This window comes from Paenibacillus sp. E222 (assembly GCF_013401555.1).
Classification (GTDB): domain Bacteria; phylum Bacillota; class Bacilli; order Paenibacillales; family Paenibacillaceae; genus Paenibacillus.
Map to the genome: position 1 here is coordinate 293,233 of NZ_CP058552.1, position 16,941 is coordinate 310,173.

General features: G+C 46.3%; 16 protein-coding genes and 1 pseudogene. 3 read left to right on the plus strand and 14 right to left on the minus strand.

The features are described 5' to 3' along the window. Window positions 1-45: 45 nt before the first annotated feature. The 13 genes from HW560_RS01255 to HW560_RS01315 form a co-directional block, all read right to left on the minus strand. Window positions 46-999 (minus strand): class I SAM-dependent methyltransferase, encoded by a 954-nt coding sequence (locus HW560_RS01255; RefSeq protein ID WP_179261626.1) that lies wholly within the window; start codon window positions 997-999, stop codon window positions 46-48. A gap of 2 nt (window positions 1,000-1,001) precedes the next feature. Further along, on the minus strand, window positions 1,002-1,853 hold the full coding sequence (locus HW560_RS01260; protein WP_179261628.1) for an FkbM family methyltransferase: 852 nt from the start codon (window positions 1,851-1,853) through the stop codon (window positions 1,002-1,004). Between the two features lie 38 nt (window positions 1,854-1,891). After that, entirely contained in the window at window positions 1,892-2,704 is an 813-nt protein-coding gene (locus HW560_RS01265; RefSeq protein WP_179261630.1) for an ABC transporter permease, read from the minus strand. Window positions 2,705-2,708: 4 nt separating this feature from the next. Continuing rightward, window positions 2,709-3,518, minus strand: a complete 810-nt coding sequence (locus HW560_RS01270; RefSeq protein WP_179261632.1) for an ABC transporter permease — start codon at window positions 3,516-3,518, stop codon at window positions 2,709-2,711. Beyond that, window positions 3,515-4,486: an ABC transporter ATP-binding protein gene (locus tag HW560_RS01275; RefSeq protein WP_373564989.1), complete on the minus strand. Its 972-nt coding sequence runs from the start codon at window positions 4,484-4,486 to the stop codon at window positions 3,515-3,517. The genes HW560_RS01270 and HW560_RS01275 overlap by 4 nt, the downstream gene beginning before the upstream one ends. 47 nt (window positions 4,487-4,533) lie before the next feature. After that, window positions 4,534-5,712, minus strand: coding sequence for a radical SAM/SPASM domain-containing protein (locus HW560_RS01280; protein ID WP_179261636.1), 1,179 nt, complete (start codon window positions 5,710-5,712; stop codon window positions 4,534-4,536). 42 nt (window positions 5,713-5,754) lie between these two features. After that, window positions 5,755-6,843, minus strand: a complete 1,089-nt coding sequence (locus tag HW560_RS01285) for a radical SAM/SPASM domain-containing protein (RefSeq protein WP_179261638.1) — start codon at window positions 6,841-6,843, stop codon at window positions 5,755-5,757. Window positions 6,844-6,870: 27 nt separating this feature from the next. After that, entirely contained in the window at window positions 6,871-7,986 is a 1,116-nt protein-coding gene (locus tag HW560_RS01290; protein ID WP_179261640.1) for a glycosyltransferase family protein, read from the minus strand. 44 nt (window positions 7,987-8,030) lie between these two features. After that, window positions 8,031-9,389: an ATP-grasp domain-containing protein gene (locus tag HW560_RS01295; RefSeq protein WP_179261642.1), complete on the minus strand. Its 1,359-nt coding sequence runs from the start codon at window positions 9,387-9,389 to the stop codon at window positions 8,031-8,033. Continuing rightward, window positions 9,386-9,808, minus strand: coding sequence for an acyl carrier protein (locus tag HW560_RS33615; RefSeq protein ID WP_257031586.1), 423 nt, complete (start codon window positions 9,806-9,808; stop codon window positions 9,386-9,388). The genes HW560_RS01295 and HW560_RS33615 overlap by 4 nt, the downstream gene beginning before the upstream one ends. A gap of 375 nt (window positions 9,809-10,183) precedes the next feature. Then, window positions 10,184-11,239, minus strand: a complete 1,056-nt coding sequence (locus HW560_RS01305; RefSeq protein WP_179261644.1) for a hypothetical protein — start codon at window positions 11,237-11,239, stop codon at window positions 10,184-10,186. Window positions 11,240-11,289: 50 nt separating this feature from the next. Next, complete coding sequence (locus HW560_RS01310; protein ID WP_179261646.1) at window positions 11,290-12,783, minus strand: class I adenylate-forming enzyme family protein; 1,494 nt, start codon at window positions 12,781-12,783, stop codon at window positions 11,290-11,292. Beyond that, window positions 12,780-13,019 carry a phosphopantetheine-binding protein gene (locus tag HW560_RS01315; RefSeq protein ID WP_179261648.1) on the minus strand — a complete coding sequence of 80 codons (240 nt, stop codon included), beginning with the start codon at window positions 13,017-13,019 and terminating at the stop codon, window positions 12,780-12,782. Before HW560_RS01315 ends, HW560_RS01310 begins: the two co-directional genes overlap by 4 nt. Before the next feature lie 216 nt (window positions 13,020-13,235). On the opposite strand from HW560_RS01315, the pseudogene HW560_RS33620 reads away from it, so the two are divergent. Further along, window positions 13,236-13,389 (plus strand): annotated as a pseudogene (locus HW560_RS33620) (IS256 family transposase); the annotation flags it as partial. A gap of 315 nt (window positions 13,390-13,704) precedes the next feature. After that, on the plus strand, window positions 13,705-13,920 hold the full coding sequence (locus tag HW560_RS01320) for a hypothetical protein (RefSeq protein ID WP_179261650.1): 216 nt from the start codon (window positions 13,705-13,707) through the stop codon (window positions 13,918-13,920). A 563-nt stretch (window positions 13,921-14,483) separates the two neighbouring features. Here the strand turns inward: HW560_RS01320 and HW560_RS33625 are convergent. Continuing rightward, window positions 14,484-14,939, minus strand: coding sequence for a hypothetical protein (locus HW560_RS33625; RefSeq protein ID WP_257031589.1), 456 nt, complete (start codon window positions 14,937-14,939; stop codon window positions 14,484-14,486). A gap of 516 nt (window positions 14,940-15,455) precedes the next feature. Between HW560_RS33625 and HW560_RS01330 the strand changes: the two genes are divergently transcribed. Beyond that, window positions 15,456-16,793: an MFS transporter gene (locus HW560_RS01330; protein ID WP_257031964.1), complete on the plus strand. Its 1,338-nt coding sequence runs from the start codon at window positions 15,456-15,458 to the stop codon at window positions 16,791-16,793. Window positions 16,794-16,941: the final 148 nt, after the last annotated feature.

A 16,941-nucleotide genomic window follows, 5' to 3' on the forward strand; every position in this document is an offset into this window, starting at 1 on the left:
CAATATTTCTCCTATACTAAAAGTATTGTCGATATTACGGCTATATTACCTCTTAACAAGGTTCATCATACGGTATTGCCGCGTTCCAGCCTTCATCTCTTCATATTTCTTCGAGCCGGGCAATGCGATGAAATCATTAATATCTCCAATATTCGTGCTTGCTTTGGCGTTGCTCGCAATCCCTTGTGTGCCAGTACGCTGCTTCGCACTCTCATCACATGATAGAAGAACATTCGAAGTCACATCCTGATTACGGATTACAGACAGGCCTGCTTCCTCTAACAGCCTGACGTTCTGCGCTACCTGATCTCCCAGCATCAGCTCCGTATACAGAAATACACCGCCAACTCTCATTATCCGGTACACCTCTTCATAGAAGCGTGATCGGTTCGGATAGGCATGCGCGGATTCTATATTTAACACCACATCGAAGCTCTCGTCTGCAAACGGTATATTCTCCGCATCGCCGACGAGATACAAAGATTCACCCCCTCGGGATTTGGCATTGCAATAGGCAATATTCTCCGGGCAGATGTCGAGACCGACAATAGACAGCGGCTTGAAATATTTAGACAGAGCTGCTATGTTCCCTCCCCTGCCGCATCCGATGTCGATCACCTGCCGCTCCCGAATCGCCGTCCTGCCCACTGTCTCAAGCAGCAGCTTGACTGAGTTTCTATTCCATGCATCGCCCGGCTCGATCACCGCATGTTGCTCATTCCCGTCCGGGACGTAACCATAATTTAAGAAGGTGGCGAATCGGCCTATACCGGACAGCGCAAGGGAGTGCGAAATCTCGCTATAATCCCGAATTTCAGCCTCTTTCCGGTTCCAATCGGAAGGGTGAGCAACCTGCTCACGCCGGTCGAGCATCGATACATAACGCTCATCTTTCGTATATACCGCATCGCAGCTGCAGCATTGCAGCAATGCCTCCGACTGGACCAGCACGCCCTTGCAGCTGGAGCATACCAACCTTGCATGCAGATGCTGTAGCATGATTATCCCCCAGCCGAAATATGCATTTGATTCAATGCATACACATTGTAGTAATTGGGTATATTCAAGTCTTCGTAGTAATCGATCAAGACATGGAAGCCGTTGGTTCGGAAGATGTTCTCGAGCCTGCTGATCTGTTCTCCGTCCAGTCCGTGTACCTCCATAACAATTTGCCTGATTTTGCCCCAATCCTCCGGCTCTATGCCTTCCAGGACCTCAAATTCACTTTTTTCCACGTCGATTTTGAGCAGATCAATGGTGTTCAGATCGTAATAGCGGATCATTTCAGAGATCGTAGTTAGCTTGCATCGATGGATTTGTTCATTCAGAAGCTTCGGCGACATAAGTTGATCCACAAACCGGTTTAGCATGCGCGGGTCGTCGAAATGATCCCGGTAATGGTTGATTAACCCGTATCGGAGATCTTGATCGTGGTTCTCCCGGAATTTGATCTGCACAGAATCCGTGGACATCGTAGGAAAATAGGCAAACTCCGCTTCCTTGATCTCATTGGAAAGCCCGACGTTAACCGTTGTTACGCGAGGCAGCGAGCTCGTATTCATCTTCAAGAGCTTAAACGTCGGAGGCAGTGGCTCAAAGGCATATACCCTGCAGTTGCTCTTGCTGCTGACATACAGGGTGAACATGCCGATATTAGCCCCGACGTCCATGACCGTGCCATGATCCGGGAGCGTAATCCCGTGCTTGAAATACATCTCCTTCTGGAAAATCTCGTTGTAGAGGAACTCGGTCTCGCCTTCGTTGTTTTGATAGATTTCGATCCCGTTGTGCAGCTGCTTCTTGGCAGTGGCCTCTGTCTGCGGCGAAAAGCTCTTGTACTCCATCCCGCTCATTCGATTCACCCTCTCAACCATTTGTTTTTGGCATTTCTCTAACTGCTGGCGCTCTCATAGTGTCTGACGGCCAGCTTCCAGAACAGCCTGACCACTAGAAGCGATATCACAGGAGCTGCAAAAATCCATATCCCAAGGAAGAAGTCCAAGCGGTCGATCAAATAAACCGACGGCATGTTGGTGATAAACAAGATAGGCACGACATACAGCCCCATCCTCTGCAGCCATTTGGGGTATATGTACATCGGCATATTGTTCAAATCCCAACATTTGTCCAGAATGTCGAAGATCGAACCGGACTTCACCGTCCAGAAAGCAAGAATTTGCGGAAGCAGAAGCACCGAGTACATCACGATCGTGCTGCTCAAGATCACGCCGATATATCCCGCCAAGTGGATGAAGCTTGGCTCGATGCCAAGCCGCCGCCAAGCCAGTACGATCATCGTGATCCCGGCGATCAGGTTCGGAATCGGAAACGCGTAGTTAACGTTCCGGAATGAAATCATGAACTGCAGCGATAGCGGCTTCGTCATATACAAGTCCAGCGTTCCGTTGCGGATATGGCCGGCGAATCTATAAAAGTTATCCATAAACAATCCTGTATAGATTGCGATCATAATCGTATAGGTCCCGGTGAAGATCATCATCTGATCAGGAGAAATGCCATTAATTTCGATCCCCAGCCGGAAAACGAAGATGATATAGATCAGCTTGGAAAACAGAAATACGGTCTCCATGATCAAACCGGAGTAGAAATTCGCTTTGTATTCCATATAACCGACCAAACTGTTCTTTGCGAAAATAAAAAACATGCGTACGTGCTTCCGAATCTCACTCAAGCGGATACTCACAGATCTAACCTCCAACCGCTACATATTTCTTCATCCCGGAATCCCAGGACAACTTGGAAATGACCAAAAGCACAATTACCCAAACCGCCTGTACGAGGAGCCCGCTCACGATCTCATGAACCGCCAAGCTCCCGATGATGATCTTAACCGGGAAGAATACGACATACTGGAACGGTAAATAGCTGGAGATTGTGGCAAACGTATCCCCGAAAATATTAAGCGGAAAGATGGCGCCGCTGAGCAGATAGACGCCTTGGTTGAACGCGATATACACGCCCCAAACCTCAGTAATGATGAACGCGAGCGCACTAATCGAATAAAAAAGCAGAAAGTTGATGAGCATTCCGAACAGAATACTGACCAGGAACATAACGATCTGCCCCACTCTAAGCGGAAACTCCCAAATCTGAGTAAACACGGTCATCAATATGACGAATAAGACAAGGACGACCCCGGTCTGAACCGTTTTCTCACCGAAGAAATTGCATATCCGATAGCTGAAATAATGAATGGGCTGAGCGATAAATTTGCTTAGTCCGCCCGTCTTGATATCATTCGCAATCTCCCCTTCGAAGCCGGCAGAAACCAGCTTGGAGACGACGCCGGACAACACGGAATAAATGATGATCTGTGAATACGTATAGCCGTTAATAATCTCTTGGGGCGAGCTGCGGAACACGGCTGTCCAGAGGAAGCATTGGACGAGTATGATAAAGCCGCCGCTGATAATACTCATCAGGAAATCGGTCCGGTACTCCATCGCATTCTGAAGCGCAAGGATGTACGTCCTTTTATACTTCTGCAAGGCTTTCATGTCTGTACCACATCTTTCTGATATAAGCTTTCAATGCCTCGCTCGACAGGTATATCTTCAACTGTGAAATCGAGGATCGGGAACCGGTCCAGTATCATTTTCGAAAGCCGCTGGAGGTCATGCTTATTGATTTCCATGACGACATTCATGCCGTCATGTTGAGTTATAGTGCCATAGTCGCTTAGCGCTTGCCTCGGTACTTCGTCCGTAAATTGCAGCTTGATAATCTTTTTGGCATGGAACAGCTCGTTCACACGCCGAAGATCGCCGTCGTATACGATCTTCCCTTGATTGATGATGATCGTTCGTTTGCATAGATCCTCAATATCCGCCATGTAGTGGCTTGTCAGAATGACCGTTGCCTTCGTCTGCTGGTTATAATACTTCAGGAACTCCCGAATGCGCTTCTGCGAAATCAGATCGAGTCCGATTGTAGGCTCATCCAGGAAAATCACCTTGGGCCGGTGGATGAGGGACGCAATAAGCTCCATCTTCATCCGTTCCCCCAGCGAGAGTCTCCGCACCTGAATATTTAGCAGTTCTTTAACGTCAAGCATCTCCGTAAGCTCATCCAGGACAAGGTTGTAGGGCTTATCCTCGACCTCATAAATGCATTTGTTCAGGTACAACGATTCGTTCGCCGGCAAATCCCACCACAACTGCGATTTCTGCCCCATCACGATCGAGAACTGCATCTTGAATTCTTTTTTTCGCTCCCAAGGGACATAGCCTAATACCGTCGCTTGCCCGCTTGTCGGATACAAGATGCCGGACAGCATCTTAAGCGTAGTCGTTTTGCCTGAACCGTTCGGGCCTAAAAATCCGACCATCTCACCCTGCTCGATTACAAGAGATATTTCGCTAACCGCTTCTTTGATCAGTGATTTCCGCTTCACTAAATTTTTGAGCGATTTTTTGAGCCCCAGTTCTTTCTCGTAATACTTGAAGCTTTTGGATAACCCCTCCATCTGGATAATACTCACTTGCGCACCTCATTTATGTGAATTTAGAATCGTTATACACCATGCAAATGCAAGACACTGCACTTGGAACATGCCGGTGTCAGTCTTTCATCCATCATTTCCCTTATCCTTCTGTAGGTCATGCTATGCCATAATTCCTGTACGGACGTATCATGTAATTTGCCGATCTCGAACTCCTTGAAAAATTTGCATGCGATAATTGTTCCATCGGGCGTAATATCCATCCGATTCGAGAGAGCCAGGCACTTCTTGTTCATCGTGCCGTTACCTCTCACCTCTTTGCCAAGCACGAAATCTTCGATCTGGTCATGATCCAGATTCGGCTGGTAGCGTAAACGCATTTTCCAGACCCGATTATTCACCCGGTCCAACTCGCTCATCAAAGCAGGGATACGCTCCGGATCGAGCTTGTAGTTAAAGGCGTGCCAGCTTCGTTCGCCCTTGTGCTCGCTCGCCGGAAGGAAGTCGAACTTCTGGTCAAAGTAATCGTCCATTCCCTGCGTGCATTCGTCCGAGATGTACCACGGGAAGCAGACCATGACCATATCTACACCGACGTCCTCCAGAAAGTCCAGCAGATCGTAAAGCCTGTCAGTCATACCATCGTTAACGACGGTATGGATCGTAATTTTGCCCCTGAATCGGTTTTCTTTGCGCAGCTCGACTAGCATCCGAATAGCATCTATCGCCTTGTTGAATACCCCTTTGCCGCGAAGCGCATCATTCTCTTCTTCGAATCCATCAAGCGCAATGAGCAGCTCCAGGTTGTCGGAGATTCTCAGCAAGGCGTCCAGCTTTCGCTCGATCAGCACCGCGTTCGTGCAGATCGTCGTCTCACGGGGATGGGCTTCAAGCAAATCGGCCAAACGGTCGAAATGGCTGTATACGAGCGGCTCGCCGCCCCAGATATAGAGTCTCGACTTGGCTGGTTCCGTCTCGAGGATCAGCTTCTCCAGCAGCCCGTAGTCGAGCTGTTCGCGCTGCTGCTCCGGTGTCATGAAGTGATGGTAGCCGGTGTCGTTCCATTGATAGCAATGTTTGCAGCGCAAGTTGCATTGGTTTGTCAGTTTAATCCCGACCGACTCTGGCAGCGGTGTCGCGTAACCCGCTGTTTTCTCCATGTTCCGCTTGGTTTCCACCGTATTCTTGATAGTACGTTTCAATATTTGCAGATCCTTTGCGGAATGCTTAATCTCAGATTTCGGATTCATATCAACACACCCTTCTTAAACGTAATAGGTCATTCACATGAATCAGTAGATATAATACCTTGAACAAGCCGTACAAATCGGAAGCATATTTTTTTTCATATACGCACGATACTCTTTGTAATTGTCACTGCGCCAGATATCCAGCAAATTCGCTTCGTTCACGTTGCCGAAGGTCAAATCATAGAAAGCATGGCAGGGCGAAACGTCGCCCCTTGCCGTAATCTCCGCATAAGTCCATGGAAGGGAGCAGCGTTTTCGTTTATCTGCCATCTGATGGAATTGTCCCGAGAAATAGTTGTGCAAATTCTGTTCATCTATCGTCTTCGGATAGGTGATCACATGGATACGGTTTTTCAGGCAATAATCTTTAACATTATTGAGCTGTCTCGTCAATTCGGGAATATCGATCTGGCTGAACGAACCGATGTCTTGCCAGACCATCCCCTTGGCATACGGAGCTTCATACACGCCGAATTCCTCACGAAGAACCTCCACATATTGGGCATACTGCTCTTCCGTGGCATAGAGCTGCACTTCCATGCTGATATGGTCCAACATCGACAAGTCGATATACTTAAAGAAAAATTCCTCGACGTACATATAGTTCAAGGGCGTAATGATAAAGGAAACACCCATCTTCGGAAATTGCTTGCCTTTGCTTTGCCGGAGCTCATAGAGCTTCTCGATCCCTTTGATTACTTTCTTGAATACGCCTTTGCCCCTCTGCCTGTCGTTGATTTCCTCAGGTCCGTCGAGCGACACCCAGATCTTATTGGGCGGAGTCTCGACTAGCATCTCGGCATGCTTCTCAAGCAGTGTGCCGTTCGTGGGGAAGTCCGCTATGCTTCCATAATGATTGATCATGGCGAGAATGTCGCTCAGCCAAGGGTACATCAGCGGCTCGCCGCCGAAGAAATCGTAATACGGCTTGCCGGGGCTGCACTCGGCGATGATCTTTTTGATCAGCTCCGGGTCCAGCTGCGCTAATGTTTTTTTGCTTTTGTAGGGTCCTTCGAGTCCCCATTCATAACACATTTTGCATCGCAAATTGCACTCCTCTAGCAGCTGCAAGACGATCCATCTCGGATAGCTTACCGTATCCTTGGCAACACTCAATTGATTTAAGCTCATCGCATAACCCCCTCTGCCATTGAAATCTTACCTCTTCGTTAACGCAACCCTTGAACAATAGTGATCCACATAATTCGTCCGTTCACCGGGTCTGTTCTGGATCGCTTGATGCATCTCCTTAAGGATATCTACAGAAAAATCCATCTCTCGCCACTTCTCGTAGCGTATTCCGAACCCAAGCGACTCCCACAATTCCAGATTGCTAAGCTCATGACTGCCGAACGGCTCCAGAAGAATAAGAGGGGTTTCGGAGGCAAGCGAGTCGATCAATGTGCCCGCTCCAGGCTTGGCCACGATAGCCATCGCCTCAGAAGCGACGTCAAATAACCAATGATGATCAGCCTCAGCGGTGTATGAATTCGTATCTTCTCCCGCTATTTCAATATATGGCGGAAATTCGTGCAGGCCGTTCGCGCTCTTCACCCATGAACACCATTCCGGATCGTTCATCCAATATCGGTGATCGGGATCGGGCTTCGCTTCCTTCCAGTCGTAAGCTACAATATCAAGCCCATAGTTATGGCCGGCAAGCTCTGGAATTGTACTTTGATAAGTGCCCATCCCCCAGCCGCCGCCATGAACAACAAGCCGCCGCTTCCTTGATTCGAAGGGCAGTGACGTACCAGGAAGAACCGAGATTTCGCATAGAATCGCCATCTTATCGGTGTCATAGAGACAAGCATTGTAATAATGCTCGTCATACAAGGGATGAAACTTCTTCAGGCTCTTCCAGGACGGGGCCAGATCTGAATCGACGTAGAGCAGGTCTACATGAATTGGATTCGGCAGCATCTTCTCCCTATACCAATCCAGAATATAGACCCAGTGTCCGGATAGCGATATGAATTCGTAGCGTTCTTCCGCTTTCCACGCCTCCAGCAATCGCTCGACCTGGGCGTAATCTATACTACCCCGGATATCCATCGGCATTCGGGCCGAAAAATTGGCAAGTGCGAAATTATTGTGGTACGCCGTCCTGCTGTCTGCTATATGCTCCCTCTTGTCATGCTCCAAATAGCTTTCGAACACGAGCACTTCCGTCGCAATATCTCTTTTCCCGAAATCGCTTGCAGCTAACAGGCCGGGAATATAGAACCCCAGACCGAAACCCGAGCATAGAATCGTTACTTTCCGCTCCCCCATAAACTCTCTTCCTCCATCCATGGTTTCAAGCACTTCGGAATGCATCAGCGGGCGATCTTGAAGGATAGCGACAACAGAACCTCCTTAAGCTTCGCGGATAATCGTTCGTTATCCCCTGTCCCCTCGATCAGCGAATAATACAATCTGCCCTTCACCTGCTTATTCCGGATCCCCTTGCACTCGCTGACGACCTTGTTAATAAAGAGCGTATTCGCGCTTAACGGTAGTATGCCAAACCCTTGATTAGGCTTATATAGAACACCCTCGCGGTCCAGCGATTCCAGCAATTGATCGAATGATACATCACCTGCAAACTGTAACGTCGCATGTGTCATGCTCCCGGCCGTATCGTGCTTCTCGAGATACCGGTCAACGTAATGCTTGATCAGACTCATCGATCTTCTTGCATTGACCTCAACAATCGGAACGATGCGGCCGTCTCTTAGCAGCATTGAATCAACGCATACGTCGCCGTGATAACCCGACTGGTAAAGCTCGCGGGCCGCCAGCTTCATTACATCAAAGTACTCCGCTTCGTGCAGCATATGAAGCAGCCTGTCATCGGCTGTATAGGTGCCTTGGTAAGCGAAATTGTGATTGACCAATTGCTGTACAGAGATATGCCGGTACGTACCGTCCTGATCGATGTGGAATTGGCAAGAGAAATCCAGCTCCTTGAGGAGGAACGGCTCAATAATAAACCGAACCGTTCTTCCCTTTCTGCACTGATCGGCGAGATAGGATGTGACCCGCTGCAGAATCGCTTCCGACTCGATTAGCAAATTCCCCTTTCCAGATACTCCAAACTCATCTTTGATCAGGAAGGGGCCTTGTTTTAGCAGAGCCAGGCCGCTTGACAGCAGTTCTTCGTGGGAATAGACCGTCTGGCTGTCACACTGAAGCTCAAGGCGACGGTTCAATTCGGTTGAATACAGCTTAGAGTTGACCGTCTGAACCGTCTCAACAGCTGGACAATCCTGTTCCAGACCGAAACGCGCAGCAGCACGGTCCGCCCCCGGAATGACCGCAAAGGGCGACAACCGGGCGCCGTTCAGCCATTCTGGATCCATGTCACCCACATGATCAGTTGAGGTGAGCAGGTCGAATATATTGGCGGTTTTGCCTGCGCTTCCTCCATCAGGACTCTCAAGATCGGTTGAATTGGACAGAAATTGGAATCCGATCTCATGCAAATACGCTTTATGAGAAGCGTTCATTCGATAACGGGTAATGAGCTTATCCTGCGCCCCGCAAAATGGGAAGAGCAGCTCATCCATGGCCATCACGACATTCTCCATTGCAGGATCGTGAAACGACGGCAGTTTGGCTTGATTAGGGTCGCGCCAGAAGCGTTCCGCATCAAACGTCCCGATAATGAGCTCGAACTTGCGTCTATCGTTCATGCAGATGCCGTCTTCTGCAGCTCCGAGATATAATTGCAGAAGACTGTAACCGATTCCATGCAATCGAAGTCGAATTGTTCGAAATCAATTTCAATGCCGAATCGCTCCTCCACCTTCAATAAGAAAGTAATTAGCTGTAAAGAGTCCAATCCCCCGTCTTCCATGATGCTGGAATGACCGTTCAAGCTGATTGCCAGCTGGGCATCGTCCTTGACTTCGCTTATCATCGCTATGATCTGTTCTTGCATAGGTACCTCCCGTTTAATGGATATATTGACTTGGTAATAATGGATCGTTCTAGCGAGTGCATCATGCAAACTGATCGCCGGTTCCCAGTCCATGATCGTCCTTGAAATGGTTGTATCCCGATTCCCCAAATGGACTGGCTGTTCATACGTGGTGCCCAGAAGTCTTATCATCCCTTCCAGCAAATCGTCGATATACTGAAAGCTTCTCGTCTGTCTGTTAAATATGGTTCTATGCATGAATCACAAGATGTCGGGTCAAATACCAGGAGAGATTCTTGAGGTGAGTGGATTCGCTGTGGTTGTGCCGGAAAAAAGCGCTTGAAGCAATGCGGATCGTTGAAAGACAAGAAAGCAATAGGCTGTCAGCAAACGGAATTTTTAAGACAAGAGCAACGGTCTAGCTTACTCAATACGCTGTATCGCAACGATTATAATCCCGGCATCACTCCCTCCAAAAAATGCCCTGATCACCACGGGCTCCGGGCTAAGGCTTCTATTCGATACAAGAAGAGATATCCACAACTGACATCATCTGCTCCCTCAACATTACTGAATGCCTACCTTCTTCAGCCATCCTTCAAGGAATATGGATTCTTCATTTTCTATATTCGTAATCAGCGTTTGTAAGCTTTCGGAAATACTCGTATCCCTTGTCAAATTATATTTAATCGCTACATTCACAAGTATCTTAGCCTTAAGTTCAATGGCTGTGAATTCATCTATATGCTCTTGATTTAATTTATTTAAATGCCGATTATCGTACAAGTACTTGAATCTTAGCGTCATTATCTTCTTATGATCATAAAGTAAATGAAAGGGTCTTATATCAAGCATAGCCTTATGTTCCGATGTCTCTTTCGCATAATTTAATAGAGTTGTGTATATTTGCATGCCGAAGTCAAGATTATCCCTGTCGCCCCCGTAGTTGAACATCTCCCAATACTCCGGCGTTTTGTTAGTGAAATAATTTCTTATAGAATTCACTAGGGTATCTGCACTGAATTTATCCTGATATTGATCATTGAATGTATACAGATAAACCATTTCTCTAAGGTAATCATGATTCGTTGTTAGATGATTCGTGTCGAACGCAAGATTGAAATCATTAAATGATATCTCAGCCTGACTATACAAGCCGTTCTTGAAAAAATCGGAAACATACAATATCTCTCTATCCAAATCATAGCCGTAAACAAATATGTCATGATGCAATTGAAGTTTATTGTAGCGATCGCTTAGAGGCACGTAGAAATAATTGATCATGGTGTGGACATAGTTATTAGCATTAATATTTTCTACAATAAAATGAATAACAGAGTCCCATTTAGTTGTTACAGTATCTCTATGTATCTTTTGAGTAGTAATCCATTTGCACGTATCCGAAGGCCGCAGCTCATAAGTCACAGGGAAATAAAAATCTCCCCAATGATGATTATAATCTTTGTTAATAAATAATTGGATATAATTGCTAAATATCCATGGGTGTGCGCACTCGTAATGGGTAAGTATGGACAAGAGATGAGCATGTTGCGTATAGGTTGTAATCATCGGATAACTGACCGGCAATATTTTTCTCCTTAACGTTTGAGTTGAATTCTTCAACCTTTCGTTCACCCCTGGTTATTTTGGTTAAATGGCTTAAGGATTCCGAATCAGTATATCTCATTTAGCAATAAGCGCTTCGTGCTTGCCCTGTCCAGTTTTCCTGTTTTTGTTTTTGGAATGTCATCTATAATCCTCCATTGTCTAGGCACTTTATACGATGACAAATGCAAGTTGCAATGTCGTGTCAGTGCATCTATATCCATCGGGTATTCATTAAAAACTTTCAGAAATGCGATGGGAACTTCACCTAACAGATCATCGTGTATACCAACAACCATGACCTCCTCCACTTCTTTCAAGCCGTACAAAAATTCCTCAATTTCTTCCGGATAGATATTGATACCGCCGGATATAATGATATTCTTCTTTCGGCCTGTGAGTATAAGACACCCTGATTCATTCCAATATCCCAAATCTCCTGTCTTTAACCAACCCTCAACAATGGTTGCGTTCGTTAACTCCGGGTTTTTGTAATAACCGAGCATCACATTCGGGCCCTTGACCCAAATTTCTCCGATAGCTGCTCCTTCTACCTCATTCTCTTCTTCGTCAACAAGACGAATAGAAACGTCATTTATGGGTGATCCACAGGATAAGCAGCGCTCTCCCCGTTCCATCATGCTCACCCGCGGAGAAGCTTCGGTCAATCCATAGGTTTGAATAATGTCCGCGTGAGGAAATACAGCCTGAAGATGGTCTACTAATTTCGCGGGAATCGCCGCACCGCTAATTACAATAAATTCAATGGAATCAAAGGCACTCCATTTCTTTGTCTGATGGAAATCGGAAACAAAGTGCATCAACTGCGTAGGCACCGCTGAGAATGCCGTGACCGCCTTATTCTGAAACAGTTTAAACGCTGTGCGCGGCAGCAAGGGCAAGCTGACAAGTTTAATTCGGGCTCCATATAGCATGCAAGAAATCAATTGCGTGACAATCGTAGAACTGAAATGAACGGGCATCGTTACAAGAAACGAATCCTGATCCGTATACCCCACCTTTTCGCCATGTGCCAACGCATTCGTTAATACATTCCAATGGGATAACATCACGATTTTAGATTTTCCGGTTGTGCCCGATGTAGGAAGGAGAATCGCACATTGATTGGGATCGGACTGATTTGTTAACGAGATCGATTCGAACGAAGGCATTGCTTCTTGCGATAAATCCTGAGCGGTAACCCAAGGAATGTCGCAATTTAAATGCGCAGGCTGTGCATATTTGCTGATAACCAATTTGGCGTCACTGGCATTTAAAATATTTTCGATTTCAGTATTGGATGCCGAATAAGGAACCGGTACTAACACATAACCGCAGAATTGAATGCCCAGCGCCGCAAAAATGAACAAGGGCTCATTATTTGTGTATAGTGCAAGATGACTTCCGGACTCAAGCTCAAAATTCTTGTGGATATATAGAGCAATCAAGTAAGCTTCTGTCATCACCTCTGCGTAAGTCCATTGCTGCTTTAGATCTTCAAGGATAATATGATCTTGGCGATCAGAGGCCTCCAGAAATAGACGCTGAATGATAGTCATCATAGCGTTTTCTCAGTCAAATAATTAAGGATTAATCCAGCCGTGGAGAACTTCTCAAATAACAGATCTTCATCAGGGATCGAGATGTTAAACTTCGATTCCATTGAAACAATAAGCTTGATGAAGCCTACTGAGTCGATCCCTTGGTCCAACAAACGGGTATCGTGGTCTTGCGGATATTCAATGTCCAGCTCAGTAAAAATTTCATCTCTCAAGATAGATTCTATTGATTTAGACATCATGTTTCCCCCGTTAGATAATCTTTAGAAAAAGGCTGATTAAAGAGGATCGTATAAGTGATGAGCAAATGAAAGTGATTGTGAAGAAGAATAAGTTCATAACGATGGACAAGGTGAATTTGCACTGAAAGAGTTGTTTGCAGAGATGCTGCAATTCATGCTGGAGGCGGAGTATGACACGATGCAGGACATAAAAAGCTTGACGAGAAGAGTACAACGATGGAAATAATCGAGGGTTACCATCGTCAACATCGCAAAGCCTAAAGAAAAAAGCATTTTCCCAAGCAATGAAGCTTTGCTGAAAATGCTTTACAAAACTAAGAGGAATGTCACTCGTAAATGGACAGGGCGTGCACAAAACTGGGACTAATTTCACCCCGTCACCTCTCCATTTTCTTCCTCGACGTGATCGAACTATATTGCGTAAAGTTTTGCTTGGAGAGCGTTTACACTAGTAGATTTACAGCACCAAGCGCCTGATATATTTAATATAATTCCATATATGCCAATTGTCAACAATCTCAAAAAAGCCCGTTGATGCCCTCTGGAATTTCATTCGTCATCTGGCTGTTTATCTCATTTGCGATTGTACGCCCAATACAATAAACATTGTCAGAATGCTTCATAGCTACAATGTCGAAGTGTTTTCGTCTAGGTACTCCAAGCAAGAGGTGCAAAGCTTGAAATGATTTCTCACCTGCTAACCGAAATTCCACCGGTACTTCTCGGCACACGTTTTAACAAGGTTATTTTTTCAAAGGACAGCCTACCCAGAATTTTCATGGAATACAACAACAGCAAACCAGGTTTTGCGATATTTGAAGTTGTGAGAGAAGCCAAAAAGTCAGGCATACCTTTACCACGTCTTACTACAGCACTTGATAACATTGAACAACATTAAAGTTATTGAAAGCTGAAAAAATCGACAACTTGATATTGTTCAGACTTCAACTCTACTAATGATTATATAAAACGATTCTCCCTCCGACGAACGGAAGCCTCATCTTACGCTGCGCTGAATTAATTACTGTGGTTATAACAAAAATAGCCCTAGCTTTAGAAGCTTCGGGCTATATAGCTATTTATTAAAGCAGGTAAATGCCAGCGCAAAACACTAGACCCTTACCAATATCGCCACTGACTTTACATGTAACGTGTTGATACTTAAAACAAATTACAGGAATAGCACTTGCTCAATCAGGGGCGACTGACAGAAGCCGTCCTTATTTTCTAACCGATAGTATCAGTTCATTGCTGAACAATCGTTCTGATGTGACAATAAAACTAATGTCATACTTATGACCAATCAGTAACTAGGGGTTCATAAATGCCTAAAAATTAACGTATATGTATAAAACATACCTTTGCTGACACAGGGAGCAACTACTAAACTGACATTTGAACGCCTTCATGCTTCTAAACCACTAAAAACTTCATTATACAAAAATCCCCACCCTCAACAGTTTACTTCCTCTTAGCAGGTCTCCATTTGAAACCACAGTTCATACAGCCGTTAACAATTTCACTTCTTCCAACAAACCCGACTAAGATACTCACAGGTAAGGATACAAAAATTGAAATCCCGCAAATAACACCGATGATAGTTAATAGACTTTCGAAAGCTTCACTTCCGGTGCTACTTACACCACTTCCTTTACTACTTACACCACTTCCGACTTGAACATTCATATTGTAATAAAAAGCCCACATCGTAAATCCCAACACTAATACGAGAGGAAGTAACCACATCCATCCCATTGTTTTAAACATGTTTGCGAAACTGTACCCTCTTTTGTTGGCTACTACTTGCTGTGACTTGCATTTGCGGCATGCAACAGCATTAACTTTATTTGCAGTGTTCAATTGACTCCCTGTTCCTTCTACTTGTCCGACTGTTCTGTTTACTTGGGGGCTAGCCACCCTAGATTTCCCCCTAGCAGGGGCGGACGTTGTCCTGTTGGGCTGATTGACTGATGGTCTAGTAGTACGTTGCATTTCTTTTGACTCCTCCTGATGATCTTTTGTAGGTACTTAGAACTATTCGGCAAAACTTTCCAAAAACCTCTATACAGCCTTCCTAGATGTTAGGCATAAATCAATGACCTTATTGTAGAACAAACACCCCGCAATATTGGGTATACGTTCTTCTGCAACATAGGCATTTCCATAGCATAGCGCGAACTATATCGTCCGTTACATCTTCGAAAGAAACCGAGAGCTCGCTACGCTCAAAGTATTAAGCTAACCTGCTACTAAAATGAAAAATGTCTCGTATCGCTATGATCGAATCACTAAAAGGGTTGGAATAGCTATCCCAACTTTGAGGGATTGAAGAGTGATTGCGTATATCTCTATAATTCAGATATTGGATTAAAGATAATCTAGATAGCGGCAGGGGTGCCGAAAAGGAGGGTGCATATGAATAACCAAACAGCAATGGCTCCGAAACGGCAAAAAAGCCGCTCTGACAGAGTAGATGAATACGTAAAATCGCCGGAGAAGCAGAAGAAGCTGTATAAAAAAACGTTATGGCTTGTTGTTGTCTCACAAATATTCGGAGGAGCGGGGCTGGCTGCCGGGCTTACTGTTGGAGCGCTGCTTGCGCAGGACATGCTAGGCAGCGACAGCCTTTCCGGTCTTCCCGCAGCTTTGTTTACGCTAGGCTCTGCGGCGGCGGCGCTGATCGTGGGAAGGTTGTCACAGCGATTTGGACGCAGAGTCGGGCTGGCTGCCGGATTTATAGCGGGTGGAGCTGGAGCAACTGGCGTTGTGTTTGCCGCGCTTTGGGATCAAATAGCGCTGCTATTTGTGTCACTGTTGATTTATGGAGCGGGCACGGCAACCAATCTGCAAGCCCGGTACGCGGGTACGGACCTGGCGCTGCCGAATCAGCGGGCCAAAGCAATCAGTACAGCGCTGGTGTTTACGACGATTGGCGCGGTGGCAGGTCCCAATCTGGTAGAGCCGACTGGTCACATGGCGACCTCCATCGGTCTTCCTGCTTTGTCGGGGCCGTTTATTCTAGCGGCAGTTGCCTATTTGATAGCAGGCCTGGTACTGCTGCTGTTTCTTCGTCCTGATCCGTTTATCGTTGCCAAAGCGATTGACGAAGAGGAAATATTGAATAAAGGGTCGCAGGTGAAAGACGGCAAAAGTCTTCAGGGGAAGGGAGACGCAAGCCGCCCGGAGAGCTCTCATAACCGAAAAGGACTTATTGTGGGAGCAACGGTTATGGTGCTTACCCAAATCGTAATGGTGGGTATCATGGTCATGACGCCCGTTCATATGAAGCAGCATGGCCATGAGCTTGGAGATGCAGGTCTGGTGATTGGCATCCATATCGCATTCATGTATTTGCCTTCCCTGCTGACTGGCGTGCTGGTGGATAAGCTTGGCCGTACCTTTATGTCCTATGCATCAGGAGTAACGCTGCTGCTGGCAGGTTTGACCGCGGCTTTTGCACCAGGCGAATCCATGGGCTTACTTATTGTAGCGTTGGCACTTCTCGGCCTAGGCTGGAACTTTGGCCTGATTAGCGGAACGGCGGCCATTATCGACTCCACAACGCCGAAGGTTCGCGCGAAGACACAAGGCACGGTTGACGTTCTGATTGCACTGGCCGGCGCGTCCGGCGGCGCTTTGTCAGGCATGGTTATGGCTGGCGTTGGCTACTCCATGCTTTCCCTTGCCGGAGGATTGATGTCCTTGCTGCTTATTCCAGTGGTGGCCTGGTCATGGAGGAAAAATTCAACCTCTCATTCTGAAAAGGGGTAAATGCTTTGTCATCCTTTTACAGAGCCGGCTGTAATGCCCTAATTGCTCAAGCTTCTCAGTACCCGGCCCATGCTTATCAAACCGTATTCCAGCTAGCAACGCAGTTCGAATGAAAATGCCAATGGCTCTAGATAATACTCTTGCACTT